Source organism: Haloarcula sp. H-hyl2 (genome assembly GCF_056934385.1).
This window is the reverse complement of the sequence record NZ_JBRIIJ010000001.1, coordinates 1,461,610-1,487,767: the sequence shown is the minus strand read 5'-3', so window position 1 is coordinate 1,487,767 and position 26,158 is coordinate 1,461,610. Positions and strand designations below refer to the sequence as shown.

Below are 26,158 nucleotides of genomic sequence, written 5' to 3'. Positions count from 1 at the left end.
CCGTCGTCGCAGCGTCCGGCGCTCAGAACACCGACGGGAAGAAGACGTAGACGGCGAGCGTCGTCACCACGCCTCCTCCGACGAGATAGTAGGCCAGCGGAACCAGGTTCAGCCGGATCACACGGCCGGTTGCACCGACCAGACCGACAGTCGCAAGCGCCGCGATGACGTTGTGGATCGCGATCAGGTTCCCGATCGCCGCGCCGATCGACTGGGCCGCGACGAGAACGAGCGTCGGCATCCCGAGTGTCTGTGCGACCTCGAACTGGAAGGCGGTGAAGGTGATGTTGCTCACTGTGATCGACCCTGCGACGAACGAGCCGATGGTCCCGACAACCGGCGCGACCATCGGGTAGGCAGGGCCGACTGCTGCGGCGGTGCTGTCGGCGAGAAGGACGATCATGCTCTCGTCGGCCGGTGCGGTTCCGTGCGCGTTAGTCCCGAGCATGATCTCCACCATCGCGATCACGAACGGCAACGCGATGGCGGGGAGCGCTATCTTTCCGAGGGCGTCCCGCCACGCGCCCACTACCTGCTCGCGGTCCATCCCGAACAGCGGGATCGCGACCAGGGCGCTGACGATCAGCCAGGTTCCGGGTACGTACGCCCAGCGGACCGTCCCCTCGAATCCGGTCCCGAAGATGTCCCACGTGATCGCCAGCAGCGGGCCATCCTGCAGGAAGGCCGCGACTGGACCGATCACGCGCGTCGCGATCAGGAGGACCACGAGGACGAGATACGGTGTCCACGCACGCAGAATCCCCATCGAGTCGGCGCCGCTATCAGTCGCCCTGGGCTGTGCCGTATCGTCGCCCGGTTCGATCTCGCCGACCCAGTGGTCGGGCCACGTCTCCCGGTCGGGGAAGGTCCAGGTCGTCTCCGGCTGGAGATACCCGGCACGGAGCAACCCCGCGACCAGACTGCCCCCGACCATCGAGGCGAGCAGCGAGGGCAACTCGGGTCCGACGAGCGCGGCGATGGCCACGTAGGGAACGGCAAAGAGAACTCCCGAGACAAGTGCGAGCGGCACGACTGGTCGGACCGGCGCCAGCGACCGTTCCTCGCCGAAGAAGTAGACTACCACCGTGACGGCCAGCAACGGCATGAAGACTCCGAGGATGCCGTTGAACAGGGCGGCATAGACAGATGCCTCCGTCGCGTACTGGGCGACGGTCATCCCGGTGCCCTCGGCGATCTCTCCCTCGACAGCGGCCAGTGGTGTCCGGTACCCGACGACGACAGGTGTCCCGACCGCGCCGAACACGGTGGCGACCGCGTGGCCGATGAGTGCGGCCAGGACCGCTGCCAGCGCGGGAAAACCGAGTGCCAGCAGCAGTGGTGCGACGACGGCTGCGGGGGTCCCGAAGCCGGCGACACCCTCGATGAACGCCGACAGATAGAAGCCCAGGAGGACGACCTGGACACGCCGGTCGTCGCTGATCGAGGCGAACCCCCGGTTGATCCGATCGACCGCGCCGGAGCGAGTGAGCGTATAGAGCAAGACGAGGGCTCCGAACACGATCCAGAGGATCTCGACTGCCGCCATGACGCCCTTGATACTGGCAGCGGCGACGAATGTGGCAGGCATCTCCCAGACGACGAACGCGATCAGTGCGGCGACAGCCCATGCAACTGGCATCACCCGCGCAGCGGGCCAGAGCAGGCCGACGAGCAACACCGCGATGAGTACTAGTGGAAGTGCCGCCAGTGCAGTTTCGAGTACCATCTTCTCTGGTCTCCCTGTTGGAGTCCGGAACCACCGACCCACGCTGCACGTCAGCGCGTATCCCGACTCCTGATTCAGGGATAGGTCTCCCGTGTTGGCACATCAAACCTCGGGAAAGACACGTGCCACGACTCTCAAGCAGGCCGGCCACTCAGATCGTGACGCATGGTTGGGCAGTACGCGCGGCTGGCCGATAGCGCGACAGCAGACAGTGAGAGAGAACGTTACGCTTCGACGGCGGTGTTCTGCTTGCGCGTCACGTAGCCCGCGATACGGTTGCGGACGCCCTTGGACTCGATGTTGGTCAGTTCCTCGACGACGTCCTTGTTGTGCTCGAAGTCGGCCCCGAAGGCGTTGGGGTATCGCTCCATCAGGAGTCGCCCTGTCTTCTTGACGTAGGCGGGTTTGATTGCCATGCGCGTTGATTGCCAGGTGGGACTCAAAAAGGGTTCGAATCACGCTACACGCGCGAAGCTTTATCACCCGAGACGGGACCACACCCGCTGTGTTCTGATCGTCGACCCGGCGTGTCCAGCGGTTGTGTGTCACAGCACGTCGGCCCCCACTCCCGTGGCACCTGCTCGCTACCACTCGGCGTCGACCAGTTCTCGGACCCGCTCGAACGCCGCTCGTTCGCGTTCGCTTCCGGCCGTCCCGACGACGGACTCGAAGTACGCCAGCCGGTCCAGCATCGTCTCCCGGTCGTAGGCCGCCACGTCCAGCCGCGAGGCTGCGACCGTCGCCTCGACGACGGCCGCGTGCCCACGATTCGTCGTCGGCACCACACGCCGCTCGACGGCCGATTCGACCGGTTGCAACGCCCACTCGACCCACTGCGTGTCGCCCTCGGTTCCGGAATCGAGACGCTCGACTGTCACACACACCCACGCGTCGGCGCTCTCGATGACCGGGTCGCTCTCCTCGCGGATCGACAGCGCTGCCTCGACGAAGTCGACGGGGTCCTGCGTGAACTGGACGTAACCGCTGCCACGCTCCCGGAAGTTCCGCCAGGTCCGGGTCCGGCCCCAGGTCGTGGCCGTCGCGGGTTCGTCGCCGTCGGGGGCGTGGACACCCAGTGCGGCCAGGTTCCACAGATCGTTCGGACCGAGCGTCGTCACGACTGACTCCGTGACCCCGTCCAACTCGACCGGCCAGCCGTCGGCGCCAGTCATACTTCGACCCCCCGCCGGAGTGCGACGAACAGCGCGCCGGCGACCAGATCGGCCGTCGTGCCGGGGTTGATCCCCCGGTCGACCAGTTCGTCGGCGAGCGCCACGGCGTCTTCCTCGCCGTCCAGCACCGCCCGTGCCCGCTGCTGGACCATCTCGGCCGTCTCCCAGTCCCGCTGCTTGGCGACGAACGTGTCTGGTTGGTCGGCCAGCAGCGCCAGGAAGACGCTGGCAGCGCGGTCCGGAACGGGGCCGTCGTCGTCGACGATCTGCTCACCGGCAGCGAAGACGCGACGGAACTGCCCGACCCATTCGGCGGCGACGCCGTCGACTGCGGCGCTCCGGTCCATCACGTCGTACAGGGTGAGCCCCTGTGCTTCCAGCTCCGGAATGGCGTCGGCCCCGCGCCTGACGTCCAGTGGCTCCATTCCTTCCGGCGGGTCGTCGACAGCGACGTCGACGTGCTCGAAGGCACGGTAGAAGTCGGCGGCATCCGCGACCGTCGTCGCCTGGACGACGTCGTCGGCTCCTGCGGGCGTCAGCGCGTCCTCTCTGGCCGCTGCGACCAGGGGTGTGAGAACCAGTAGCGCGCCGAACTGCGTGTTGCCGGCCGATTGCTGGGCCATCCCGGCGACGGCACGCTCGAACGCCCGACCCACCCGCTCGCCGTCGGCCGCGCGCTCCAGGCCCGGACGCGCCCCGACTGCACCGGCCATGAAGTGCTCGAACCGGAGGTCGTCGTGGTCGTGAACCCGGTCGACGTTGCCTGGTTTCGGCGTCCCGGTCACTTCGAGCAGGAGTGCCAGTTCGGCGTCCTGAGCAATAGACCGCCCGGTCATCGGCGCTCCTCCATCATGGCCGACCCGACAGCCGCACGGACACGTCGGAGGGTCGCTGGCTCGTCACTGGCACGGCCCACACTGACGGCGTCGGCACCGTACTGGCGGTACTCCCGGACGCTCTCGCGGTCCCGAACGCCGTTGTTCGCGACGACGAACAGGTCCGTCGCAGTTACGACCCGCTCGACGACCCGTTCCGAGTCCATCGCGTCGACGTGGACGATGTCCGCCCCTGCGTCCTCGATCCGCGCGGCGACAGACGGGAGGTCGACGCCGTCGACCTCGGCTCTGACCTTCACCGAGACGGTCGCGCCGGCCTCGCTGGCAACCGCGACCTGTTCCGCCAGTCGGCCCGGCTCCTGGAGGAGCGACTCGCCGCTGCCGGCGGTACACATCTCCGCCTGTCGGCAGTGGGCGTTCACCTCGAGGATCGCGTCGTGGTCCCGACAGACCTGGGCCACACGCTGGATCGGTTCTGTGGTCGCACTACGGACGTTGAAGCCTGGTCGGAGCGGGACGTCTTCGAGCGCTCGGAGCTGCTCGTCGACGAACGCGATGGGATCGGTCGGGAGGAACTCCGTCCGGTCCCGTTCGACCAGCTCCTGGGCAGCCGCGCGGGTCGCGTCGTCCAGCGCGATACCACCCAGGAAGGCACAGCCGACGTGTTCGGCGACGGCCCGTGCCCAGTCGGCGTCAGATTCTCCACTCAGACTCGCCAGCGCTACCCGTGGCTGGAACATCAGTGACACTCCTCCAGTGCACTGTCGACGGCGTGGGCGACTCGGTCCGCGTCGGCCGGTCCAGCGAGCGTCGTGTCGGTCCTGACGACGGGTCGGTCCAGTTCGGTCGCGTCCTCGGTGTCGAGGACGAACGCGTCGGCGAACGGGTACGATTCGGCGACCCCGGCGGTGCTCGGGTCGGCGCCGGTGCCGGCCATCAGGTCCGCTGCCGGGCCGGAGAACACCTCGTCGCCGACGAACGGCGAGACGGCGACGACGGTCGTCTCCCGGAGTGCGGCTTCGATGCCGTCGACGGCGAGCATCGGCCCGATGGAGGTCACGGGGTTGGACGGTCCGATCACGACGGGATCGTCGAGTGCTGTCAGTACTGCATCTGTCGCGATAGCGTCGGCGGCGCCGCGGAACTCCACGTCGGAGACCGTGGGGTCGCCGTTCCGGCCGACCCACCACTCCTGGAAGTGCATCGGCCCGGACGGGGTGTGGATGATGGTCGCCACGGGGTCGTTGCTCATCGGCAAGAGTGTCCGTTGGAGGTCGAACGCCGACGCCAGCGTCCGGGTAACCTCTGTCAGCGATCGTCCCTCGTCCAGTAACGAGGTCCGCGTGACGTGGACCGCACGGTCGCGGTCGCCGATGAGCATGAACTCGGCGACGCCGGAGAACCGCCGCCACCTGGCGATGTTCCGGCCTGCCGTCTGTCTCTCGTCCGGGAGGAATCTCGGCCCGGTCGCCAGGTCAGCGGCGTCCGCGAGGCGATGTAGTTCGTCGTGTGTCTCGGTCGAATCGTCGTCGATCCCCCACCAGGTCTCCCGGTCCAGGACGTCGCCGCCGAGGAACAACACGGTATCGAGGTCCGGGCAGACGAGGTGGCCACCGAGTTCGACGTCGTCGCCGGTGTTGGCGACGACAGTCGTCTCGGCGGGTGGGAAGATGTCGTCGGCGCCGGCCAGGAGTTTGGGTGTCCCTGTCCCGCCGGCGAGAAACGTCACCATACGCCGACGTAGGGGGGAGGGCGTGTATAAACGTGGCCCTGTGACCGTCCGGACACAGAATCATCCCTGAAAACCGGGCGGGCAGCTTCAAGTTAGTAGACTCATATGTCTGTGCCAACTGGCAGCATTACCGATGAACGCACACCGTTTCGCGCCGGCGGCGCCCGACGAGAGGTACGTCTTCGGAGCGTGCGCGCCTGGATGGCACTCCGCGGCTTCGCATACGGACTCACTCGACGACTGGATCGACGCCCTCCACGAACGAAACATCGAGCGGATTTGCTGTCTGCTCCCTGGCCGGCAACTGGATGCGAGCGGCTCGAACCTCGATCGGTACCGCACCTCGTTCGGCGACGCGAACGTCTGTCACACACCGGTTCCCGACCACCATCTCGTTCCCGAGGAGGCGCTGCACGGTGAGATCATCCCGTTCCTCACGGACGCTCGGGAGAACGAACAGCGGGTAGTGGTCCACTGTCTGGCGGGGATCGGCCGGACCGGACAGGTGCTGGCAGCCTGGCTCGTCTACACCCGCGACTACGGGCCGAACCGTGCCATCGAGACCGTCGAGTCGATGGGGCGGGCACCGAGAGACGCGGTCAACGCCGGTAACGCCACGGAGTCGGAGCTACTCGACCTGTTGGCCTCGGTACGCAGGGTGGCGTAGCCGAATCATTTTCACTGGAGCCGGCAAAGACGAGGACGATGACAACGATCAAGGACAGCGTCCACGACCACATCGCGGTCGAGGGCGTTGCCGAAGCGTTGCTGGAGACGCCGCCCGTCCAGCGCCTCCGTCACATCTCGCAACTCGGGACGGTGACGATGGTGTACCCCTCCGCGAACCACACGCGGTTCGAGCACTCGCTGGGGGTGTATCACCTCGCAGACCAGGCGGTCGGCCATCTCGGTATCGGCGGGCGACAAGCCGAGCGGGTCCGAGCGGCGGCCCTCCTGCACGACATCGGTCACTCCCCGTACAGTCACAACGTCGAGGACGTCGTCCACCGTCGGACGGGCAAGTACCACGACGACGTCCACGAACTCATCGACACGGGCCCCGTCGCTCGCGTCCTGAGCGAGCACGGACTCAACCCGGATCGGGTCGCCGACCTGGTCGCGGGCGACGGCGACCTCGGACAACTCGTCTCGGGCGAACTCGACGTCGATCGGATGGATTACCTCGTGCGGGACGCACACCACACCGGCGTTCCCTACGGGACCATCGACCACGAGCGCCTCCTGCGGGAACTCCGTCTGGTCGACGGCGAACTCGTCCTCGACGAGGGAAACGTCCAGGCTGCCGAATCCCTCCTGCTCGCCCGTGGGTTGATGAACCCGACCGTCTATCAGCATCACGTCGCTCGCATCGCCAAGACGATGCTGCGACGGGGGACCGAACGACTCCTGACAGCGACGAACTGGACCGCCCACGACCTCCGTCGGTGGGACGACAACGACCTGCTCGTACGACTCCGCCAGTGCGAGGAGACCGAGGGATACGCCCAGCGGATGAGCCATCGGAACCTGTACAAACGAGCGGTCTGGGCCGAGTACTCCGCGGTCCCGGACGATCTCCTGGACGCCGATCACCGGGACATTCGAGCGCTGGAAGACAAGATCGCGGCCGCCGCGGACGTCGACACCGACTCGGTACTGCTGGATATCCCCTCCGAACCGTCGATGACCGAGTCGACGAGTCGGGTGCTCGTCAACGGCGAGGTCCGGCAACTGGGCGAACAGTCGACACTGGTCAGTGCGTTGCGAGCGGCCCAGCGCGACCAGTGGCGACTGGGTGTCTACGCGCCTGCGGAGACGAGCGAGCGGATCGGTGAGGTCGCGATCCGGGAACTTGGGCTCGATCTCGACGGTGCCCGCGTCCGGGACGTCCGGACCGGTATCCACGCCACCCTCGATGAGTTTAACTGACCGACGGACGGACCGATACCTGTGATTCTCGAAGGGACGATCCTCCGCGGGCGGACGTTCGACCCCGTGGAGGGCCGAGTCGTCGTCGAGGACGGGGAGATAACCGCCATCGAGGAGGCGACCGTCGAGAGCGACGACATCGTCTGTCCGGCGTTCGTCAACGCCCACACCCACATCGGCGATTCCATCGCGAAGGAGGCCGGCGAGGGGCTGACGCTCGAAGAACTGGTCGCCCCGCCGGACGGGTTGAAACACCGCCTGCTCCGGGCGGCGACTACTGACGATCTCGTCAGTGGGATGCGACGGACGATCTCGTTCATGGAACGGGCCGGCACTGGGACTTTCATCGAGTTCCGCGAAGGTGGAGTCGAGGGAGTCCGTGCGATCGAGGCAGCGTTGACTGACGCGTCGCTGGATGGCATCGTCCTCGGTCGGGAGACTGCCGACGCGATGGAGCGGGCCGACGGGTTCGGTGCCAGCGGCGCCAACGACGGCGAGTTCGCCGCCGAGCGCCGGGCGACGGCCGACGCAGGGAAACTGTTCGGTATCCACGCCGGTGAGGTCGACGCCTCGGATATCAACCCCGCGCTCGACCTCGACCCGGACTTCCTCGTCCACATGGTCCACGCGGCCGACCTCCACCTCGACCGGGTGGCAGACAGCGAGATCCCAGTCGTCGTCTGCCCGCGCTCGAACCTCGACACGGGCGTCGGCCAGCCCCCCGTCGACGCGCTGGCAGCACGGACCACAGTCGCACTGGGGACCGACAACGTGATGCTCAACAGCCCGTCGATGTTCCGCGAGATGGCGCTGACGGAGAAACTCTCCGACCAGTCGGCCCGCGACGTGTTGCAGATGGCGACGGTCAACGGCGCGGAGATCGCCGGCCTCGACTGTGGGGTGATCGAGACCGGGCGGCCAGCCAGGGTGCAGGTCCTCGACGGTGACACGGACAACCTCGCCGGAGCGAAGAACCCCGTCCGTGCGGTGGTCAGGCGTGCGGGCGTGGCGGACGTCGATCGCGTCGTACTCCCGGACGCGTAGGTGTCTTTATCCGGTCGGCAGCCGTATTCCCGAGAGATGCCCTCCACAGATCGAGCCCTCGGAACGGTCGGGAAACTCGTCCTCGGAAGCGTCGCATTCCTCGCAGCGCTGGTGGTTGCCGGGGCCATCCTGGCGGTGGTACAGAACATCATCGCGGCGTTGCTCGGCCTACTCGTGACCGGCCTGCTGTTCGGCGCCGTCGCGTACGTGGCCTACTGGCTGCTCTCGTCGCTCCTCGGAAGCGACGACGCGACAGCTGCGGACAGGACGGCCGACATCGAGACGGACGCGCTGCCAGCCGACCCCGTCGAGCGACTCACCGAGCGGTACAAGCGCGGCGAGATCTCCGAACGGGAGTTCGAGCGACGCCTCGAACAGGAGATGCGCGAACAGGACGACACCGACATCGACAGTGAGATCGCCGACCTCGAACGCGAACTTGAGTGAGTGTGTTATTCGATACCGAGTACCATACTCCTAAGGTGTCGAAGAACCAATCATTCTATATGTACGACAGGATCCTGCTCCCGACCGATGGGACGGCGGGGATGGAGGACGTCGTCAGTCACGCGGCGTCACTGGCAGAGACACACGGCTCCGAGATACATGCGCTCTACGTGGTCGATACCGCACGGTTCGCGACGCTGCCGGCCGACATGACCTGGGAGGGCGTCACCGACATGCTACAGGAAGAAGGTGACCTGGCGCTCCAGACGGTCGATCGTCTCGTCGGCAGTGTCCCCGTCGAAGGCTCGGTCTCGGAGGGACGGCCGAGCGCGGAGATCGTCGAGTACGCGGCGACACACGACTGTGATGTGGTCGTGATGGGGACACACGGACGGGGCGGCATCGACCGACTGCTCCTGGGGTCGGTCGCCGAGGAGGTAATTCGGGCCTCACAGATCCCCGTCGTCACGGTGCCCGTCGGCGTGACGCCGGAGGAGGAGCCGTCTGCGGAGCACCACGGTGTCGCAGCGGAGTAGGTTCAGACCGGACGGAGATGATCGCAGTCGCCGGCGGTGACGGTGACCTCGCCGGTGTCCGTGTCGACGACGAGTGACCCCGGGAACTGGACGTCGACGGCTTCTCCCTCTATCGTCTCGCCGGGTGTCTCCACGCGGACCTGCTGGCCGAGCGTCGTCGCGTACTCGCGCCAGGCCGGGAGGACGCTGTCGACGTCGCTGCGCAGGTCGTGGAACTCCTCGAGGACGCGCTGGGCGAACATCCGCCGGTCGACCGGTTCGCCACGGGCCGCCTGGAGCGTCGTCGGGTCTGCATCCGATGGGAGGGCCGACGGCTCGACGTTGGCGTTGATACCGATGCCGACGACGACCCAGGAGACGCGGTCGGCCTCGCCTTCCATCTCGGTCAGGATCCCCACCAGTTTCCGACCGTCGACCAGCACGTCGTTGGGCCACTTGATGCCCGCGTCGACGCCGGCTTCGCGGGCCGCACGGGTGACGGCGACCGCCGCCGCGAGCGTGAAGATCGGCGCGTGTGCCATCGGGACGTCGGGCCGGAAGAGCACCGAGAGCCAGATGCCGCCGCTTGGCGAGGCCCAGGCGCGGTCGAGTCGGCCCCGTCCTCCGGTCTGTTCGTCGGCGAGCACGACGACGTCTTCGTCTCCCTCGGCCGCTCGTTCGCGTGCTCTGGCGTTCGTACTGGGGATACTGTCCTGGTACTCGATGTCGAAGGGTGCGTCCAGCCCGTACTCGACGGCCGAGCCGCCGAACTCCGGGACACCCGTGAGTTCGTAGCCGCCGTCAGTACTCTCGACGTCGAACCCCTCCTCGCGGAGCGCCTCGACGTGTTTCCAGACGGCAGAGCGTGAGATACCGAGTTCGTCGGCCAGATCCGGTCCCGAGACCGGACCCGCGGCGAGCGCGTCGAGGACCCGATGGCGCGTCTCCTGCATACCACCGGCTAGGATTGCAGCAGACAAAAAGTGGCCGGACCGCGTCCGGGACGTTATCCGATGACGAACAGCAGATCGCCCATGTCGACGGAGTCGCCCTCGCCGATGGCGATCTCGTTGATCGTGCCGGCGCGTTCGGCGACGATGTCGTTCTCCATCTTCATCGCTTCGAGCACACAGAGGACGTCACCGGACTCGACCTCGTCGCCTTCGTCGACCTCGACCGAGAGGATGGTCCCTTGCATCTCTGCGGTGACCTCCTGGCCCTCGGCGCTGGACCCGCCGTCACCGCCACCACCCGAGCCGTCGCCGCCGCCAGGGCGGTCCGGTCGGGCGCCGCCGCCGTCCTCCAGGTCGATGTCGCCGACCTGGATCGGCTGTGCACCCCGCTCTTCGAGTTCGACGTCGAAGCGCTTGCCGTTGACCTCCAGGGTGAACTCCCGTTCGACGACCTCCTCGTCCTCGTCACCGTCGTCGTCCCCGGTGTCGGCGCCCCACTTCTCCTGGGCCTCCTCGATGCGCGAGCGGTCGAGGTGGTTGTCCAGGTACTTCGTCGTGTGTGTCGAGGCGACGAACTCCTCGTCGGTGAGCATCAGGCGGTGGAACGGGATGACCGTCGGGAACCCTTCGACGTCGAACTCCCCGAGGGCGCGGCGACCGCGCTCGATGACCTCGTCGCGGTCGGAGCCGTGGACGATGAGTTTCGCGATCATCGAGTCGTAGTCGGTCACCAGATCGTCGCCCTGCCGGAGCGCGTCGTCCATCCGGACGCCGATGCCGCCCGGTGGGTCGTAGGTCTCCAGCGAGCCACTGTTGGCCGGTGCGAAGTCCTCAGCGGCGTTCTCGGCGTTGATCCGGAACTCCATCGCGTGGCCGTCGATCTCCACGTCGTCCTGGGCGAAGGGGATCGTCTCGTCCTGGGCGACCCTGATCTGCCACTTGACGATGTCGATGCCCGTGATCTCCTCGGTGACGCAGTGCTCGACCTGGATACGGGTGTTGACCTCGAGGAAGTAGAAGTTCGTCTCCGGGCCCAATACTTCGTCGGCCTCGCGGTCCGGGTCCTCCTCGACGAGGAACTCGACGGTCCCGGCGTTGTAGTAGTCGGCCTCGCGGACGCCCCGGCGGGCCGACTCACCGATCTTCTCGCGGAGTTCGTCCGAGAGCGCCGCGGAGGGTCCCTCCTCGATGACTTTCTGGTGGCGCCGCTGGAGCGAGCAGTCACGCTCGCCGAGGTGCCTGACGTTGTCGTGGTGGTCCGCGAGGATCTGGATCTCGATGTGGCGTGGGTTCTCCAGGAACCGCTCCAGATAGACAGAGTCGTTCGAGAAGTAGGCCTCGCCCTCGCGTTTCGCGGATTCGAGCTGTTCTTCTGCTTCCTCTGGGTCGTGGACGATCTTCATCCCGCGCCCGCCACCGCCTCCTTCGGCCTTGATCGCGACCGGGAAGCCGTGTTCCTCCCCGAACTCGACGACCTCCTCGGGGTCCTCGACGGGATCGGTCGTCCCCGGAACGATAGGGACGTCCGCCGACTGCATGATCTTGCGGGCCTTCGTCTTCTCGCCCAGGCTCTCCATCGCGTCTCCGGTCGGGCCGATCCACTTCACGCCGTCGGTCTCCTCGACCTTCCGGGCGAACGACGCGTTCTCGGCGAGGAACCCGTAGCCGGGGTGGATGGCGTCGGCGCCGGACTGCTTCGCGGCGTCGATGATGGCCTCCTGGTCGAGATACGAGTCGGCCGCACGCGCCGGCCCGACGTTGTACGCCTCGTCGGCGTAGCGAACGTGACCGGAGTGTTTGTCGGCTTCGGAGTACACCGCCACCGTACCGATGCCCAACTCCTCGCACGCACGCATGACGCGTACCGCGATTTCCCCGCGGTTGGCGACGAGCACCTTGTCGAACATACCCCCTCATACTGAGAGTCGGCCCATAAAACTATGCGGAGTCCGCCACCGGTCCGCCTGACGTGACGGTCGCCAAAGACTGGTACAAAAAACCTCCGGCCGTCTGGTGGGCCTGCAACCGGAAACTGATGTTCAAGGGGTGTTACCGACAACGAACACGTGTGACCAGAGACGTAACGCGCCGGCGGTTCCTCGCCGGCACTACCGTCGCCGCCTTGACCACCGTCGCCGGGTGCACCGGGTCGACCCCGTTCGTCGGCAAGCGGACCGAATCGACGACGACGATCCCGGTAGGTGAGGCGACTACCCTCTCCGTCCGGAACAGCACCGGGGACGTGACGCTGCGTGGGAGCGACCGCGAGAGCGTCCGTGTCCACACCGTCAAGCAGGCCAGTTCTGTCGGCACCGACGTCACGGACCTGTCGCTGGAGACGACCCGCGAGAGCGACGCGTTGCAACTCGCCGCTCGCTGGAGTGGGAGTACGGGCCTCTTCTCGAGTCGTCCCTCGATGGACATCGACGCCGACCTTCCCTCGTCACTGGCCGTCGATGTGGTGACGACCGACGTCGGCGACATCCAGGCGACGGACATCGTAGGGGATCTGACGGCACAGACCGACACCGGCGACGTCCGGATGGAAGGCGCTGGCGGCACCGTCGACGCCGAGTCCGGGACCGGTGACGTCGAGGTCAGATCGCCGGACGTCCTCGGCGGCGCGACGACCGACACCGGAGACGTCTCGGTGGACGTCCCAGCAATCGACGGCGAGACGGTCATCAGCACCGACACCGGTGACGTGGTCGCACAGGTGACACCGGCGCTGGACGCGCGAATCGTGGCGACATCTTCGAACGGCGATGTAGAACTGTCCGGCCTCTCGCTGTCGAACAGGCAGACGGAGAGCGAACCCGCCGGCGAGTCGGTCCGTGGCACGCTGGGTGACGGCGGGCCGACCCTCCGGATCGAGTCCACGACCGGCGACGTAACCGTTCACGCGCTGTAGCGGGAACGGCCACACCGTGGAATTTTATATCCATCCGGGGACCACGGGATGACAGAATGGGTCCCCTCTTCGACACGGCCACGCTCTCCCGCGGTGCCCGACGATTCGTCGGTACGCCGTTCCGACCACAGACCTACCGGAACCTGCTGTACCTGCTACTGGCGTTTCCCGCCGGCATCGCGTACGTCTTCGTCGTCAGTTTCGGCGTCGCGTTCGGCCTCGCGCTGTCGGTCGTACTCGTGGGAGTGGCGGTCCTGGCGGCGACCGCGGTCCTCTGTCTGGCCCTCGCCGGAATCGAGCGCCGTCTCACGAACATTCTGCTCGGTCGAGACATCGACGCCCGGACGGCCCTCTCGGGAACGACAGCCCGAGAACGCGCGCTGTCGCTGTTCACCGACCCCCGGACGTGGACACCGCTGGCGTATCTGCTCGTGAAGTTCGGTGTCGGCCTGCTCGCGGTGACGTTGCTCACCGCGGCACTGTCGACGGGACTCAGTATGCTGTTCATGCCGCTGTACTACGGCGATCCAGCGGTGTACGTCGGTATCCCGACGGACCGCCCCATCGAGTTCCACCCGGCGTTGTACGTCGTGTGGAACAACCTGCTGGTCGGTGTCAAGACGGTGTTCAGCGTCGGCTACTGGCGGGTCCGAACGCTCCCGGAGGCGCTCGTGGTCGCCGCGGCCGGTCTCGTCGTCTCGCTGGCGACGCTGAACGTTCTCAACGTGCTCGCACGCCTCACGGGCTGGCTGACGGCACTCCTTCTGGACGGCGCGTACGACCCCGTCGGGGTACTCTTCGGCGGATCCGACGATGCCTGACGAGCGTCGAAGGGGCCACAGGAGCGGCATCTAGGTGTCGGTCGGGCTGGGTGACGGTTCGTCGTCGCTGTCGTCCCGGAGCAGCGACGGGACGTCGAGTACCGTTCCGAGTACCCCGACCGCGAGCCCCGCACCGAGCACCGCTCGCCTGCTGAACATCGGCGCCATTCCCCAGGACGTGTCGGCCCGGTCACGCTCACCCGAGTCGTCCCCCTCAGCACCTGCCATTAATACAACCACTATTCCGCGGAAACAAAGATCACGACGGTATGTTCAGCGGCCGTTGTCGTGTTCGCGGCTCGGGGATGTCAGCGCTGCCAGCTTACATCCGGTCGGTTCTGCCAGCCGCGGTCCAGGGATCCGTCGGCGTCTCACCCGGCACGCGGACGTGCTGTTGCTGGGTCGCCCGGACGCGCTCGGAGAAGCTCCACTCCTTCCCGTCCCAGGTGTCCTCGGTGCCGGCTGCTGCGGCGGCAGCGGCGGCGGCAGCGGCACGGTCCCGGTCGGCGAGATGCGCCCCGATGGCGACCGCGATGGCGGCCGCCTCCTCGGTCGAGGCGTCCGGGACCTGACTGGCGATGGATTCGACTACCGCTGGGTCCACGGTCGGTTCGGCTACCTCGTCGGTCTCGGTCGATGCGTCCGTCTCTGGATCGGTCTCTGTTGCCATTGTTACAGTGGGATGTTGCCGTGTTTCCGGTCGGGCTGGTCGTCGTGCTTGCCCCGCAGCAGGTCCAGGTCGGCGATGAGCCGCGGGCGGGTGTCCTGCGGTTCGAGCACGTCGTCGACGAACCCCCGCTTGGCGGCGATGTAGGGTGTCGCGAACGCGTCGCGGTACTCGTCGATGAGTTCCTGCCGTCGGGCCTCGACGTCCGCGGCCGATTCGAGTTCGTCGTCGTAGAGGACGTTGACCGCACCCTGGGGACCCATCACGGCGATCTCGGCCGTCGGCCAGGCGTAGTTGACGTCGGCGCCGACGTGTTTCGAGGCCATGACGTCGTAGGCGCCACCGTAGGCCTTGCGCGTGATGACCGTCAGCAGCGGCACCGTCGCCTCCGAGTAGGCGTACAGCAGTTTCGCGCCGTGGTTGATGATGGCGTTGCGCTCCTGATCCTTGCCCGGCATGAAGCCGGGGACGTCGACGAACGTGAGGATCGGGATGTTGAACGCGTCACAGAAGCGGACGAAGCGAGCGCCCTTCCGCGAGGCGTCGATGTCCAGCGTGCCGGCGTTGACCCGTGGCTGGTTGCCGACGACACCGACACTGTGGCCGTCCAGACGGGCGAACCCGGTGACGATGTTGCGTGCGAACGCCTCGGCCACCTCGAAGAACGAATCCTGGTCGACGACGCCCTCGATCACCTCGATCATGTCGTATGGCTTCTGTGGGGCGTCGGGGACCGTCTCGACCAGCGACTCGTCCCGGCGCTCGGGGTCGTCCCAGGGCTCGACGCTCGGCGGGTCGGCGACGTTGTTCTGGGGGAGAAAGGAGAGCAGATAGCGAATGTCGTCCATCGCGGCCTTCTCGTCGGCGGCCGTGAAGTGTGCGACGCCGGACTCGCTGGCGTGGGTCTTGGCTCCGCCGAGTTCGTCGAAGCCGACCTCCTCGCCGGTGACCGTCTCGATGACGTCCGGGCCGGTGATGAACATGTGGCTGGTGTCTTCGACCATGTAGACGAAGTCGGTGATCGCCGGCGAGTAGACGGCGCCGCCGGCACACGGGCCCATGATCGCCGAGATCTGCGGGACGACGCCGCTGGCCTGCTGATTCCGATGGAAGATGTCGGCGTAGCCCGCCAGCGAGTCGATCCCCTCCTGGATGCGTGCGCCGGCCGAGTCGTTCAGCCCGACGATCGGCGCGCCGTTCTCGATGGCCTGGTCCATCACCTTACAGACCTTCTGGGCGAACGCCTCGCCCAGCGACCCGCCGAAGACGGTGAAGTCGTGGGCGAAGACGTAGACGCGCCGCCCGTCGACCTTCCCGTAGCCGACGACGACGCCGTCGCCGGGGACGTGTTGCTCGTCCATGTCGAAGTTCGTCGAGCGGTGTTCGCGCAGAGCGTCGATCTCGACGAACGTGTCGTCGTCCAGGAAGTAGTCGATGCGCTCGCGGGCAGTGAGTTTCCCCTTCTCGTGCTGGGACTCGATACGCTCCTCGCCACCGCCCTTCTCGGCCGCCTCCTTGCGCTCGCGGAGGTCCTCGACGCGGTCGTCGTGGCTCATGCGACATCACGGCTCCTGGACCCGAACATATCCGCGCTGTCGTGGGCCGACGAGAAAAGCGTTACCCGCGCGAGTCGAGCGAGGGATCTCACCTGAACGACCGTGAGCGTCCGAACCGCCGGAGTTTTGAGGGGGTACGACCTTCCATCCCGTGTGAAAAACATCACGGCAACGCAGCACAACCCGTTCGGTTTCGACGCGCCGTGTGAGCCGTTCGTCCCGGGCTACGGCGACGCCAACGCCGATTTCCACGTCATCGGGGACAATCCTCGGGTCCACGGCGGCACCGAGTCGGGGATCCCGTTCACCGGGACGCCTGCCGCCGAGCGACTCCAGCGGGCGCTGCTGGCCGGCGGACTCCTGAAAGAGACAGGGACGCCGCCGACCGTCGACAAGACGTACCTCTCCTATCTGTTCCTCTGTGGTGACCGCGACCCGACGGCGGACGACTACGCCGACCACGAACCGATGTTCGACACCGAGGTCCGGGCGATCACCTCCCACGTCCTGCTCCCGGTCGGGGAGCGGGCGACCAGGCACGTCTTCGCGAACATGACCGCAGAACCGGCCGACACCGTCGATATGGATAAGCTGCACGCGACGGAGGTCCGTGGCAGCGGCTGGCTCGTCTACCCGATCAAGGACCCACACGACTGGACCGACGCTGACGAGGACGCCCTGGTCGCTGCGCTCACTGCGCTGCTGGCGACTGACTACCGACAGGAGGCCGAACTCGGTCGGTTCCTTCCCGGCGACGAGGTCTGGCGGGTCCGATAACGCTCTCAGTCCTGCAGGTCACTCGGTTCCAGCGGCGTCGCCGTCTCCCAGTAGTGATCGAACGTCTCGTCGGCCCACTCGCGGACCGCGGCAGCGTCCGTGTCGATGCCGGCCCGGAGGATGCCCGATTCGTCGCGCAACAGCAGGAAGACGACGTCGTCGGTCACCATCGCCGCCAGCGGGATCCGGTCGTCGCGGATGCGGATCGCGGCACTGTCGGCGTCCAGCAGCGTGACCAGTCGGTCACGCAGTCCGGGGTCGTCGGCGAGCGCCTCGATGGCCGCTCGCGAGAAGACGCCACGGAACGCCTGGTCGTGCTCGACGACCTGCTCCTGGACGGCGCCGAGGCTCTGGTCGTTGAACGCATGCGAGAACGCGTAGACGGTATCGGCCCCCGACAGCAGGTCCAGCAGGCGCTGCAGGGGTGCGTTCGGGCGGGTCTGTGTCGGCGTCGTGATCGTCGCGTCGGCCAGTTCACGGAGGTCGAAGTCGATGGCCTCGCTGGGCAGGTGGGCAACGAGGTCCCGTAACGACTGTTCGGCCTCGACGATCGCCAGCAGGTCGTCGAAGCCGTCGGCGACGAGGCGACCAGTGGCCGTCGCCACGTAGCCACCGCGCTCCCGTCGCACCCACGAACGCTCCTCGAAGTCGGCCAGGATGCGGCCGAGCGTGGCCTGGGAGGCGCCGGTTCGGTCGGCGAGTTCGCTCCGGGTGTGGTGGCCCGACGCGAGTGCGGACAGCACCGTCACCCGGTTGGGCGAGAGTGCCAGGAACTCGATCTCCGCCAGCGCGGATTCCATGCCAGCCAGTTCCCGCCCCCAGCGGATATGGCTTTCGTGCCGTGCAAGAGTTTCACGCCGTGCCGATCGCCCGACGGACAGCAGCCCTTTCCCGTCGTGTAAGAGTTTCTAAACGACCTTATGCCCTACTGGCTCCTGTGTCTACCCGTGATGAGCCAGTCCCTCGTTGTGATCTCTCTGGAGCAGTCCACCGTGTCGACGGTGGTGATGTCGGAATGATGTCACGTCGCGTCCTCGGTCTCGCGGCGGCCGTGAGCGTCCTGTTTGGCGGGACGTTCGTCGCCGTGAAGGCCGGCCTGGAGTTCTTTCCACCGCTGCTGTTCGTGGCGCTCAGGTTCGACGTTGCGGCAGTGGCACTGGCCGCCTACGTCGTCGCGACGCGCTCCCGGGCCGAGTTGATTCCCCGCACCCGCGGCGACCTGCTCGGGATCGGCGCCACCGGACTGCTGGCGATCGGACTGACCAACGCGCTCCTGTTCGTCGGCCAGCAGTCCGCGACCAGCGCCGTCGCCGCCATCCTGTTCAGTCTGAATCCCATCCTGACGCCGGTGTTCGCTGCGTTCCTGCTGTCGACCGAACGGCTCTCTCGCCGCGGTGCCGTCGGGATGGTCGTCGGCCTGCTGGGCGTCGCACTGGTCGTCGACCCGGATCCGGCGATGTTCGCTGCCGGTGGCCTCGGGAAAGTGGTCCTGTTCGCCGGCGCGGTCACCGCCGCACTGGGCAGCGTCCTCATCCGCTGGGCCGACAGCGGCCTCTCCAGTACCGTCCGTGTCGCCTGGGGGCTGCCGCTGGCCGCAGGGCTGACCCACGGGCTGAGCATCGCGGCGGGCGAGTCCGTCGGTGCGGTCGCCTGGACCGTCCCGGGACTCCTGGCGCTTGCCTACGTCGGTCTCTTCGCCGGTGCGGTCGCCTACATCGCCTACTTCGGCCTGCTGGACGAGGCCGGCGCGATCCGCGCCAACCTGGTGTTCTACCTCGTCCCGGCCGTCTCGACGCTGGGCGGGTGGGCACTGCTCGGTGAGACCGTCTCCTCGACCGCTGCTGCCGGCTTCCTCACCATCTTCGCCGGGTTCGCGATCCTGGGCAGCGAGTCTGTCGACCTGCGGCGGCTTCGCCCGGGCTACGAGGCCGACGTGAACCACTACGTCGTCGACGGCGAGGTCCGTGGCTTCAGGGCGGACTGAGTCAGGACCGTGCGGCCCGCGAGAACAGGGTGACGGCTACCGCCACGATTCCGATGGCCAGGGCGCCTGCCTGCAGCGCTGTCACGCTCGTCCCGACGACGCTCCCGACCCCCGTCACGAGCGTGAACGCGAGAAAGAGCGGCAACACGACTGCGACGGCGGCGAACCAGGGGCGGCCGGCGGCTCTCGCGATTCGGCCGGCGCCCAGTTCGTACTCCGCCAGCGCGAGCCGGCCCAGTACCCACCCGTCGAACAGGAGGAACCCCAGCAGGCCCACGGTGAGCGCGAGGTTGGCGATCGTGTCCGCGAGCAGCGTGAACAGCGACGGGGAGAGCGCTGCGCCGGTCCCGCTCACCAGGAAGAGGGCACCGATCGCGGCCGTCGCCGTCGGTCGGGACAGGTCGCGCTCGTCGACGAGATACGACACGAGCACCTCGTAGATACTGATCGCCGAGGACAGCGCCGCGAGCAGGACGACACCGAAGAAGACCACGGCGACGACGCGACTGTACGGGAGGTCGGCGAACGCACCGGCCAGACTGATGAACAGCGCGCCGGGGCCACCCGCGCCAGGCGACACGTCCAGCGAGAACAGCAGCGGGAAGATGACGAGGCCGGCGAGCAGGCCGATACCGGTGTTGAGGGCGGCGATGATCGTCCCGTCGGCGGCCAGCGAACGGTCCTCGTCGATGTAGGAGGCGTACGTCAGCATCGCACCGGCCCCGACAGAGAGCGTGAATAGCGCCTGTCCCGCCGCGGCACCCAGTACCGTCAGGAAGTTCGCCCGGAGGTAACCGACGTCCAGCGAGAGGTAGAACTCGTAGCCAGCGCCCGCGCCGTCGAGGGTGGCAGCCCAGGCAGCCAGCGCACCGAGCATGAGGACGATGCCGGGGACCATGACGGTCGTCGCGAGTTCGATCCCCCGGTCGACGCCGAGGTAGACGATCGCTGCCGTCGCCAGCAGGAAGAGCGCGTGAAAGCCCGCTGCACCGATACCGTAGTCGATGGCGGCGAAGTACTGCTGGGGCGCGTCGAAGTACGCGCCGGTCGCGCTCGCCAGCGTGTACCGGAGGATCCACCCCCCGACGACGGAGTAGAACGAGAGCACGACGACCGAGGCGACCAGCGCGACGCCGCCCAGCGGTCGCCACCGGTCACCGCCCAGCGAACCGACCGCGCCGACCGGGTTCCGCCCGCTCCGGCGGCCGATGACCATCTCGCCGACCAGCCCGGGGACACCGACCAGAACGACGACGAGCAGGTACAGCAGCAGGAACGCGCCGCCGCCGTTCTGTGCGGTCAGCCAGGGGAACCGCCAGATGTTCCCGAGGCCGACGGCACTCCCGACGGCAGCCAGGACGAACCCGAGTCGCGTGCGCCACGTGGTTCTCGCCATTGTCCGGCGGTCAGTACGGACGGCGAAAAGGATTCCGAGACGGTAGGTGTCAGAACGGCTGGAAGACGGCGGGGTCGTCCCCCAGGAACATCGTCTCGACTCCGAGCCCCAGCGTCACGAGGATGCCGGCGACCACGACGAGTCTGAGCGCCCACAGCCACACCGGGCCGACGACACCGAGGCCGCTGGTCCCCTGGCGGAGTTCCGCGACCGCCTCGTCGCCGAGGACCCAGCCGACGAAGACGACGACGAGCAGGGCCGACAGCGGGAGGAATAGCTGGTAGGCGAAGTTGTCGAACCAGGTCAGCCAGACGGTGTCCCACGCGGACGGGAGCCCCAGGACGAACAGCCCGACGCCCAGGCCCGACGCCAGGACGGGCCGGGAGATGCCGAAGTTGTCGTTTGCCCAGGAGACGCTCACCTCCAGCAGACTGATCGCCGAGGACAGCGCCGCGATCAGGACGACGCCGAAGAAGACGACGCCGAACAGGCGACCGAAAGGCACGGAACTGAACCCCGAAGCCGTCGCGACGAACAGCGCCCCGGGGCCACCAGTCGTCCCCGTGATCTGGTAGTCGATGGTCAGCAGGATGGGGAACACGACGAGTCCGGCGAGGATACCCACGAGCGTGTTCGTCACGACGACGACACCGCCGTCGAGGAGCAGGTTGTCGTCGTCACCGACGTACGACGAGTAGGTGATCATGATCGCCATCCCGAGCGAGAGCGTGAAGAACGCCTGCCCGACGGCAAAGGGGATGATGCTCCCCGCGTTGCCGAGCAACGTTCCGAGGTCCGGCGACAGGAAGAACGCGTACCCCGCGCCGGCGCCGGGGAGCGTCGCTACCCAGGCAGCCATCGCCAGCATCAACACCACGATACTCGGGACCATCACCTTCGTCGCCTTCTCGATCCCGTCCTCGATCCCCAGCGCCACGATGCCGACGACCAGTCCGAGGAACAGCGCCTGCGCGAGGACGGCCTCCGGCCCGGCGGAGACGGCCCCGAAGTACTGGCCCGGATTCTCGAAGTAGGCGCCGGTAGCGCTCCCCAGGATGTACCGGAGCACCCACCCGCCGACGACGTTGTAGTACGACAGGATCCAGAAGCCGGTGACGATGCCGATGCCGCCGACCACACGCCAGCCACGGTGGCCGAGTTCGCCGAACGCGTCGACGGCGTTGACGTTCGTCCGCCGTCCCACGACGAACTCCGCCAGCAGCGCCGGGAACCCGATCAGCAGGACGGCGAGCAGGTAGAACACGACGAACGCCGCACCGCCGTTGACGCCGGTCTTGAACGGGAACTGCCAGAGGTTTCCGAGGCCGACTGCGCTCCCGATGGCTGCGACGAGAAATCCGACACGGCTCGTCCACGTCTCTCGTTGTGTCATGCTCGGCGGCGCTACCCTGTTGGCAGGCATAACCGCTCTGGTTTCGGACCGAGAGTCCCGGCTGTACGGGCGTGCTATCCGGATCAGTACATAGCCGGCTTACAAAGTTATTTGAGTGACCCGTCTCTCGTGTGAACTGTCCACACATACCGGAACCGATGATCGATCGAGTGCATTAGTCATGGTGCACCTGGACTGATTTACCTCCGTGTGTGGACGGCTCCTCGGGGTGTCGCCGGGGCCCCGAGATTTCTGTCTCCGACTACGCCTCGCCGTACACGGGCACGGCGGCGCCGCTGGTGACTGTCGCGGCGTCGGAACAGAGGAACAGCATCACAGCGGCGATCTCGGCGGGGTCGACCCAGGAATCGAAGTCCGAATCGGGCATCATCTCGCGGTTCATCGGCGTGTCGATGACGCTTGGCATCACCGAGTTCGCCCGGACGGTCCCGAGGTTCTCCTCGGCGATGGTCTCAGTCAGCAGCCGGACACCGGCCTTGGTCGCGCGGTAGAGCCCGTCGCCGGTCCCACCCTCCAGTGACGAGCGGGCCGACACGGAGACGATGGCGCCCTCCGTCTCCTGAAGATGCGGGATTGCGTGTTTCGACGCCAGGAACATCGTCTTGAGGTTGACACCGAACAGGAAGTCGAAGGTGTCGGCGTCGGTCTCGTGGAGCGGGTCGCCACCGCGCCAGGTGCCGGCGATGTTCAGGAGATAATCGAGTCGTCCGTGTTCGTCGACGATATCCGCGACGACACGTTCGACGTCGTCCTCGTCGGTGAAGTCACCCTGATAGAAGTCGATTCGACCTGTCTCCGACAGCAGGAAATCCTCGCTGTCGGGTTCGACGACGTCGGCACCACACACCGTGGCACCGGCTTCGAGGAACGCCGTCGCTACCGCACTACCCAGCGCGCCGCCGACACCGGTCACGAGCGCTACGTCGCCGTCGAAATCGAAGTCGACTGACATACACCCAGTGACGGGCGGCGAGTGGATAAATCAGGGGGTGACGACCAGTTTCCCGAGGAAGCTGTCCGCCAGCACGGCCCGGTGAGCCTCGGGGACGCCTGCCAGATCGTACTCGCGTGCGACAACGGGGGTGATGTCCCCGTCGTCGGCCAGGGTCGCCAACCGGGAGAGCACGGCCCCGAAATCGGGCGTGTTGAACATCGAGACGTGGTGGACCGAGAGGGCCTTGGCCCGGCAGCCGGGCACGTCCTCGAACGTCGCCGCCGGGTCGGAGTTCCCGATGGCGGCGATGCGAGCACCCTGGGCGGCGACTCGCGTGTCGAACGCGAGGTAGTCGTCCAGGCGGTGGTCGAGCACGACGTCCGGCCGACCGGCCGAGACGACGGCCGACTCCAGGTCGTCCCGGCGGTAGTCGAGGACGTCGTCCGCACCCAGCGTCGAGAGGTCGTCGTGGAAGGCGGGCCTGGCCGTCGTCGTGACGCGAGCGCCGGTCGCATCGGCTAGCTGGACCGCGAGGTGGCCGACGCCACCGTTCCCGCCGTGGACGAGGACTCGCTCGCCAGGGTCGAGCGAACAGGCCGCGAGCAGCGACTGCCAGGCGGTCACGCCGACGAGTGCCATCGCTGCGCCCGCCTCGAACGAGACCGAATCGGGGAGCCGCGCCACCATCGACGCCGGGACGACGGCGTACTCGGCACAGGTCCCCTGGTGCCAGTTGCCCAGGCCAGTCGCGAAGACCCGGTCACCCTCCTCACAGTCGGTCTCGCTGCCGGCCTCGACGACCGTCCCCGCGCAGTCGCTACCCGGCGTCCAGGGCACCGCCCCGGGTTCGTACGCTCCCTCTCTGAAGTAGGTATCGACGGGATTGATCGCCGCCGCTTCCACGGCGACGAGCACCTCGTCGTCGTCGGGCGTCGGTCGCTCGACGTCGACGACCGACAGCACGTCGGGACCACCGTACTCGTTGAATTGGACAGCACGCATTGTCGGACCGTCCGGCGGTGTCCTCAAATCGCTTGTGCTCGCTCACAGCGTCGCGAGGTTCTGCCGGAGTTTGATCGTGGCAGTCATCAGCGTCGTCGCGGTCATGATGACGAACACGACCTGGACGTGCAGGACGATGGCGCGGTCGAGGCCGGCCAGCGTCGCCAGGTCGACCACCGGGACGAGCGCAGCGAACAGCAACACCGGGAGGAGGTGTCGCAAGAGCGTATCGATGACAGTGCCCTGGACGCGCGTCTCTGCGGCCCCGCGGTGGCCGAACGAGACCCCTGCTGTGGCGAAGGTGATCGCGCTGAACCCCATCATTCCCACGACGGCAGCATGTCGTCCCGTCACGGCGAGGCCGAGGGTGACGACGACGACAGCCAGGACCGCTGCCTGTGTCAGTGGCTCCTCGTACTCTTCGAGCCCCGATTCGGTGGGTGGAACGATGCTGCGATAGAGCAGGCGCATCGTCGTCGCGAGCACGAGGACGTCAGCCAGCAGCAGGCCGCTCTTGATCGGCAACTGGAGTGTCGAGACGATTTCGAGGATCCCCAGGACGGCGAACGCGACCGCCAGCGCGCCGACAGCCACGAGGTAGTCCCACAGTCGGTGGTCGGTGACCAGGTCGCTCGCCTGGCGGTTCAGGTACGCGTAGAAGCTGAACCGGGCACCGAGCACCGCCAGCAGCGTCAGTGCGATGAAGAAGATGAACGTGAGGTTCGGGTTGTCCGCGACGAACTGTAGTTCGACCCTGATCCCGCCTACCTGCACCGGCTAGTCACCACTATCCGTGTCTGGGTCACCCAGGGCACGTAGCTCTTGTGTCAGCTGGCTGGTTGTTTCGTACCGGGCAAGCTTCTGTCTGGCCATCGCCTTGCCGACCACGTCGTCGACGGCGTCTGGTACGTCGGCGACATCGCTGGGCACCGGGGCCTCGCCATCGACCACCCGCTCTCTCACCGTCTCGAACGAGCCAGCGTACGGCGACCGCCCGGTGAACAGGCGGAAACAGACAGCCCCGAGCTGGTAGATGTCCGTCGCGTGGTCGATCCGGCCAAACCGGCGGTCGTAGTACTCCGGCGCGGCGTACCGCGGGTCGAGATACGTCGCCGGGGTGAAGTAGTAGCGGTAGACGTGCATCAACCCGACGTTGTCGAGCAGCGGTGGCTGGCGCTCTTCTTCGGTGAGGAGGTTCCCGTAGTAGGCGACGTTCTGGGGGTCGATCCCGCCGTGGACGACACCACGCTCGTGGAGCGTCGTGACGGCGCCCGCCAGTTGCGTGGCGTGCCAGACAGCGTCCATCGGATCGAACTGCTCCTGATCGGCCAGCGTCTCCGCGGTGTACTCTGTCGCGGCCCACAGCCCCGGCTCTGTGTGCCAGTCGTACAGCGTACAGACGTTGTCCAGGTCGCTGACGCTCTCCCACTCCTCGAAGCGGGACTCGATGTCGGCCACGAACTCGCCAGTGTTCTCCTGGGGCCGGTTCAGCAGCCGGATCGCCAGTGCGTACTCCTCCTCGTCGCGCGTGCCGAGCGTCCGGTAACTGTCGCCGTATCGGTGGCTGTCACGTGGAGCGAGAATCGAGAGTCGCTCGAAGGAACTCTCGTACTCCACGATCGGGAGCCAGTCGGCGTCGGGTACCAGCGGTCTGTTCCCGAGTCGGCTCCCGTCCTCGTCGTCCGTCTCCTCGTTCGACTCGTCGCCGCTGCCGGCGCGACCATCGGGGTCGCCCTCCTCGTTGGAGTCATCGGCTGTGTACACCTGCTGGGGCCCTGGATCGGCCCCCTCGCCAGGAAGCGAGGTCCGGCCGACGTCCCGGTTCGAGAGCGGCGAGCGATCAAGCAGGACGTTCCCGTGTCCCTCCGAGTTCCGACGCCGGAGCCGCTCGCTCGCTTCGCCGTCGATACTGTCCAGCACGTCCGAGACCACTGTGGGATACCGGGCGGCCAGATACGAGAGGGCCAGTTCGGTCGCCAGCGAATCGTCGCCCGCCCTGTCGGCGAGTCGACGGACGAGTATCGTCACCGACTCCGGGTGTTCCTCGGCGACGACACAGAGCGCCGTCGCCGCACCCAGACTGACCTGCTCGTCACCCACGTCGAGGAGTCCCAGCAGGGACGCGACGTGCTCTCGGCCGGTCACAGCCCCGGTGATGACGTCGGCGATGAGTCTGCGGGGGCCCCCTCCCCTCGGCGAGTCGGTGGTCATACTTGCTCTCGCTTCTCTCAAGATAGGACGCTCGATCGCTATTATGCTGTCGGGTACCACACGACAGTCCGCGACCGACGGACCCACAATATAACCCATCTCTGCGGTAGCGGCCTCCTGTTCGTTTATCA

General features: G+C 67.1%; 27 protein-coding genes. 9 read left to right on the top strand and 18 right to left on the bottom strand.

What is annotated here, in order from left to right; genetic code table 11:
* Positions 1-22: 22 nt before the first annotated feature.
* The 6 genes from Hhyl2_RS07635 to cofD all read right to left on the bottom strand — a co-directional run bounded on the left by Hhyl2_RS07635 (position 23) and on the right by cofD (position 5,466).
* On the bottom strand, positions 23-1,726 hold the full coding sequence (locus Hhyl2_RS07635; protein WP_483550143.1) for an L-lactate permease: 1,704 nt from the start codon (positions 1,724-1,726) through the stop codon (positions 23-25).
* A gap of 224 nt (positions 1,727-1,950) precedes the next feature.
* Positions 1,951-2,142 carry a 30S ribosomal protein S17e gene (locus Hhyl2_RS07630; protein ID WP_276221944.1) on the bottom strand — a complete coding sequence of 64 codons (192 nt, stop codon included), beginning with the start codon at positions 2,140-2,142 and terminating at the stop codon, positions 1,951-1,953.
* 168 nt (positions 2,143-2,310) lie between these two features.
* On the bottom strand, positions 2,311-2,898 hold the full coding sequence (locus Hhyl2_RS07625; RefSeq protein WP_483550142.1) for a DUF447 domain-containing protein: 588 nt from the start codon (positions 2,896-2,898) through the stop codon (positions 2,311-2,313).
* Entirely contained in the window at positions 2,895-3,734 is an 840-nt protein-coding gene (locus tag Hhyl2_RS07620) for a triphosphoribosyl-dephospho-CoA synthase (RefSeq protein WP_483550141.1), read from the bottom strand. Before Hhyl2_RS07620 ends, Hhyl2_RS07625 begins: the two co-directional genes overlap by 4 nt.
* Positions 3,731-4,474 (bottom strand): beta/alpha barrel domain-containing protein, encoded by a 744-nt coding sequence (locus Hhyl2_RS07615; protein WP_483550140.1) that lies wholly within the window; start codon positions 4,472-4,474, stop codon positions 3,731-3,733. The genes Hhyl2_RS07620 and Hhyl2_RS07615 overlap by 4 nt, the downstream gene beginning before the upstream one ends.
* Positions 4,474-5,466 (bottom strand): 2-phospho-L-lactate transferase, encoded by a 993-nt coding sequence (cofD, locus tag Hhyl2_RS07610; RefSeq protein ID WP_483550139.1) that lies wholly within the window; start codon positions 5,464-5,466, stop codon positions 4,474-4,476. The genes Hhyl2_RS07615 and cofD overlap by 1 nt, the downstream gene beginning before the upstream one ends.
* Before the next feature lie 133 nt (positions 5,467-5,599).
* Here cofD and Hhyl2_RS07605 point away from each other — a divergent pair, with 133 nt between their 5' ends.
* Genes Hhyl2_RS07605 through Hhyl2_RS07585 form a run of 5 tightly spaced genes read left to right on the top strand, consistent with a single transcriptional unit; the run spans position 5,600 to position 9,422 of the window.
* Entirely contained in the window at positions 5,600-6,133 is a 534-nt protein-coding gene (locus Hhyl2_RS07605) for a protein-tyrosine phosphatase family protein (protein ID WP_483550138.1), read from the top strand.
* A 38-nt stretch (positions 6,134-6,171) separates the two neighbouring features.
* Positions 6,172-7,395: an HD domain-containing protein gene (locus Hhyl2_RS07600; RefSeq protein ID WP_483550137.1), complete on the top strand. Its 1,224-nt coding sequence runs from the start codon at positions 6,172-6,174 to the stop codon at positions 7,393-7,395.
* Positions 7,396-7,416: 21 nt separating this feature from the next.
* Positions 7,417-8,439: an amidohydrolase family protein gene (locus tag Hhyl2_RS07595; protein WP_483550136.1), complete on the top strand. Its 1,023-nt coding sequence runs from the start codon at positions 7,417-7,419 to the stop codon at positions 8,437-8,439.
* Positions 8,440-8,475: 36 nt separating this feature from the next.
* Positions 8,476-8,886 (top strand): SHOCT domain-containing protein, encoded by a 411-nt coding sequence (locus Hhyl2_RS07590; protein ID WP_483550135.1) that lies wholly within the window; start codon positions 8,476-8,478, stop codon positions 8,884-8,886.
* A 59-nt stretch (positions 8,887-8,945) separates the two neighbouring features.
* The gene (locus tag Hhyl2_RS07585) at positions 8,946-9,422 is read left to right on the top strand and encodes a universal stress protein (protein WP_483550134.1); all 477 of its coding nucleotides are present in this window, start codon (positions 8,946-8,948) and stop codon (positions 9,420-9,422) included.
* Positions 9,423-9,424: 2 nt separating this feature from the next.
* Here Hhyl2_RS07585 and Hhyl2_RS07580 read toward each other — a convergent pair whose 3' ends face one another.
* Together Hhyl2_RS07580 and Hhyl2_RS07575 are read right to left on the bottom strand one after the other, a co-directional pair.
* Positions 9,425-10,354: a biotin--[acetyl-CoA-carboxylase] ligase gene (locus Hhyl2_RS07580; RefSeq protein WP_483550133.1), complete on the bottom strand. Its 930-nt coding sequence runs from the start codon at positions 10,352-10,354 to the stop codon at positions 9,425-9,427.
* A gap of 53 nt (positions 10,355-10,407) precedes the next feature.
* Positions 10,408-12,261, bottom strand: coding sequence for an acetyl/propionyl/methylcrotonyl-CoA carboxylase subunit alpha (locus Hhyl2_RS07575; RefSeq protein ID WP_483550132.1), 1,854 nt, complete (start codon positions 12,259-12,261; stop codon positions 10,408-10,410).
* Positions 12,262-12,422: 161 nt separating this feature from the next.
* On the opposite strand from Hhyl2_RS07575, the gene Hhyl2_RS07570 reads away from it, so the two are divergent.
* Positions 12,423-13,265, top strand: coding sequence for a DUF4097 family beta strand repeat-containing protein (locus Hhyl2_RS07570; RefSeq protein ID WP_483550131.1), 843 nt, complete (start codon positions 12,423-12,425; stop codon positions 13,263-13,265).
* Positions 13,266-13,321: 56 nt separating this feature from the next.
* Positions 13,322-14,086 (top strand): sensor domain-containing protein, encoded by a 765-nt coding sequence (locus Hhyl2_RS07565; RefSeq protein WP_483550130.1) that lies wholly within the window; start codon positions 13,322-13,324, stop codon positions 14,084-14,086.
* Positions 14,087-14,116: 30 nt separating this feature from the next.
* Here the strand turns inward: Hhyl2_RS07565 and Hhyl2_RS07560 are convergent, their stop codons facing one another.
* The 3 genes from Hhyl2_RS07560 to Hhyl2_RS07550 all read right to left on the bottom strand — a co-directional run bounded on the left by Hhyl2_RS07560 (position 14,117) and on the right by Hhyl2_RS07550 (position 16,309).
* Positions 14,117-14,314 (bottom strand): hypothetical protein, encoded by a 198-nt coding sequence (locus tag Hhyl2_RS07560; protein ID WP_483550129.1) that lies wholly within the window; start codon positions 14,312-14,314, stop codon positions 14,117-14,119.
* Positions 14,315-14,408: 94 nt separating this feature from the next.
* Positions 14,409-14,756: a DUF8022 family protein gene (locus tag Hhyl2_RS07555; RefSeq protein ID WP_483550128.1), complete on the bottom strand. Its 348-nt coding sequence runs from the start codon at positions 14,754-14,756 to the stop codon at positions 14,409-14,411.
* A gap of 2 nt (positions 14,757-14,758) precedes the next feature.
* Entirely contained in the window at positions 14,759-16,309 is a 1,551-nt protein-coding gene (locus tag Hhyl2_RS07550) for an acyl-CoA carboxylase subunit beta (RefSeq protein WP_483550127.1), read from the bottom strand.
* A gap of 153 nt (positions 16,310-16,462) precedes the next feature.
* Between Hhyl2_RS07550 and Hhyl2_RS07545 the strand changes: the two genes are divergently transcribed.
* A complete protein-coding gene (locus Hhyl2_RS07545) occupies positions 16,463-17,086 on the top strand; it encodes a uracil-DNA glycosylase family protein (protein WP_483550126.1) in 624 nt (207 codons plus the stop codon).
* A 5-nt stretch (positions 17,087-17,091) separates the two neighbouring features.
* Here the strand turns inward: Hhyl2_RS07545 and Hhyl2_RS07540 are convergent, their stop codons facing one another.
* Positions 17,092-17,886, bottom strand: a complete 795-nt coding sequence (locus Hhyl2_RS07540; RefSeq protein ID WP_483550125.1) for a helix-turn-helix transcriptional regulator — start codon at positions 17,884-17,886, stop codon at positions 17,092-17,094.
* A gap of 215 nt (positions 17,887-18,101) precedes the next feature.
* On the opposite strand from Hhyl2_RS07540, the gene Hhyl2_RS07535 reads away from it, so the two are divergent.
* Entirely contained in the window at positions 18,102-19,070 is a 969-nt protein-coding gene (locus Hhyl2_RS07535; protein ID WP_483550124.1) for a DMT family transporter, read from the top strand.
* 1 nt (position 19,071) lies between these two features.
* Here Hhyl2_RS07535 and Hhyl2_RS07530 read toward each other — a convergent pair whose 3' ends face one another.
* The 6 genes from Hhyl2_RS07530 to Hhyl2_RS07505 all read right to left on the bottom strand — a co-directional run bounded on the left by Hhyl2_RS07530 (position 19,072) and on the right by Hhyl2_RS07505 (position 26,027).
* A complete protein-coding gene (locus Hhyl2_RS07530; protein ID WP_483550123.1) occupies positions 19,072-20,466 on the bottom strand; it encodes a sodium-dependent transporter in 1,395 nt (464 codons plus the stop codon).
* Between the two features lie 49 nt (positions 20,467-20,515).
* Positions 20,516-21,859, bottom strand: a complete 1,344-nt coding sequence (locus Hhyl2_RS07525) for a sodium-dependent transporter (RefSeq protein WP_483550122.1) — start codon at positions 21,857-21,859, stop codon at positions 20,516-20,518.
* A 262-nt stretch (positions 21,860-22,121) separates the two neighbouring features.
* Positions 22,122-22,832 carry an SDR family oxidoreductase gene (locus tag Hhyl2_RS07520; RefSeq protein WP_483550121.1) on the bottom strand — a complete coding sequence of 237 codons (711 nt, stop codon included), beginning with the start codon at positions 22,830-22,832 and terminating at the stop codon, positions 22,122-22,124.
* Positions 22,833-22,862: 30 nt separating this feature from the next.
* Positions 22,863-23,816 carry an NADPH:quinone reductase gene (locus tag Hhyl2_RS07515; protein ID WP_483550120.1) on the bottom strand — a complete coding sequence of 318 codons (954 nt, stop codon included), beginning with the start codon at positions 23,814-23,816 and terminating at the stop codon, positions 22,863-22,865.
* Between the two features lie 42 nt (positions 23,817-23,858).
* Complete coding sequence (locus Hhyl2_RS07510) at positions 23,859-24,590, bottom strand: hypothetical protein (RefSeq protein ID WP_483550119.1); 732 nt, start codon at positions 24,588-24,590, stop codon at positions 23,859-23,861.
* A gap of 3 nt (positions 24,591-24,593) precedes the next feature.
* Positions 24,594-26,027: a protein kinase domain-containing protein gene (locus Hhyl2_RS07505; protein ID WP_483550118.1), complete on the bottom strand. Its 1,434-nt coding sequence runs from the start codon at positions 26,025-26,027 to the stop codon at positions 24,594-24,596.
* Positions 26,028-26,158: the final 131 nt, after the last annotated feature.

Coding starts and splice junctions, on each gene's coding strand:
- Hhyl2_RS07635 (WP_483550143.1), bottom strand. CDS start 1,726: ATGGTACTCGAAACTGCACTGGCGGCACTTCCACTAGTACTCATCGCG.
- Hhyl2_RS07630 (WP_276221944.1), bottom strand. CDS start 2,142: ATGGCAATCAAACCCGCCTACGTCAAGAAGACAGGGCGACTCCTGATG.
- Hhyl2_RS07625 (WP_483550142.1), bottom strand. CDS start 2,898: ATGACTGGCGCCGACGGCTGGCCGGTCGAGTTGGACGGGGTCACGGAG.
- Hhyl2_RS07620 (WP_483550141.1), bottom strand. CDS start 3,734: ATGACCGGGCGGTCTATTGCTCAGGACGCCGAACTGGCACTCCTGCTC.
- Hhyl2_RS07615 (WP_483550140.1), bottom strand. CDS start 4,474: ATGTTCCAGCCACGGGTAGCGCTGGCGAGTCTGAGTGGAGAATCTGAC.
- cofD (WP_483550139.1), bottom strand. CDS start 5,466: ATGGTGACGTTTCTCGCCGGCGGGACAGGGACACCCAAACTCCTGGCC.
- Hhyl2_RS07605 (WP_483550138.1), top strand. CDS start 5,600: ATGAACGCACACCGTTTCGCGCCGGCGGCGCCCGACGAGAGGTACGTC.
- Hhyl2_RS07600 (WP_483550137.1), top strand. CDS start 6,172: ATGACAACGATCAAGGACAGCGTCCACGACCACATCGCGGTCGAGGGC.
- Hhyl2_RS07590 (WP_483550135.1), top strand. CDS start 8,476: ATGCCCTCCACAGATCGAGCCCTCGGAACGGTCGGGAAACTCGTCCTC.
- Hhyl2_RS07585 (WP_483550134.1), top strand. CDS start 8,946: ATGTACGACAGGATCCTGCTCCCGACCGATGGGACGGCGGGGATGGAG.
- Hhyl2_RS07580 (WP_483550133.1), bottom strand. CDS start 10,354: ATGCAGGAGACGCGCCATCGGGTCCTCGACGCGCTCGCCGCGGGTCCG.
- Hhyl2_RS07575 (WP_483550132.1), bottom strand. CDS start 12,261: ATGTTCGACAAGGTGCTCGTCGCCAACCGCGGGGAAATCGCGGTACGC.
- Hhyl2_RS07565 (WP_483550130.1), top strand. CDS start 13,322: ATGGGTCCCCTCTTCGACACGGCCACGCTCTCCCGCGGTGCCCGACGA.
- Hhyl2_RS07560 (WP_483550129.1), bottom strand. CDS start 14,314: ATGGCAGGTGCTGAGGGGGACGACTCGGGTGAGCGTGACCGGGCCGAC.
- Hhyl2_RS07555 (WP_483550128.1), bottom strand. CDS start 14,756: ATGGCAACAGAGACCGATCCAGAGACGGACGCATCGACCGAGACCGAC.
- Hhyl2_RS07550 (WP_483550127.1), bottom strand. CDS start 16,309: ATGAGCCACGACGACCGCGTCGAGGACCTCCGCGAGCGCAAGGAGGCG.
- Hhyl2_RS07540 (WP_483550125.1), bottom strand. CDS start 17,886: ATGGAATCCGCGCTGGCGGAGATCGAGTTCCTGGCACTCTCGCCCAAC.
- Hhyl2_RS07535 (WP_483550124.1), top strand. CDS start 18,102: ATGATGTCACGTCGCGTCCTCGGTCTCGCGGCGGCCGTGAGCGTCCTG.
- Hhyl2_RS07530 (WP_483550123.1), bottom strand. CDS start 20,466: ATGGCGAGAACCACGTGGCGCACGCGACTCGGGTTCGTCCTGGCTGCC.
- Hhyl2_RS07525 (WP_483550122.1), bottom strand. CDS start 21,859: ATGACACAACGAGAGACGTGGACGAGCCGTGTCGGATTTCTCGTCGCA.
- Hhyl2_RS07520 (WP_483550121.1), bottom strand. CDS start 22,832: ATGTCAGTCGACTTCGATTTCGACGGCGACGTAGCGCTCGTGACCGGT.
- Hhyl2_RS07515 (WP_483550120.1), bottom strand. CDS start 23,816: ATGCGTGCTGTCCAATTCAACGAGTACGGTGGTCCCGACGTGCTGTCG.
- Hhyl2_RS07505 (WP_483550118.1), bottom strand. CDS start 26,027: ATGACCACCGACTCGCCGAGGGGAGGGGGCCCCCGCAGACTCATCGCC.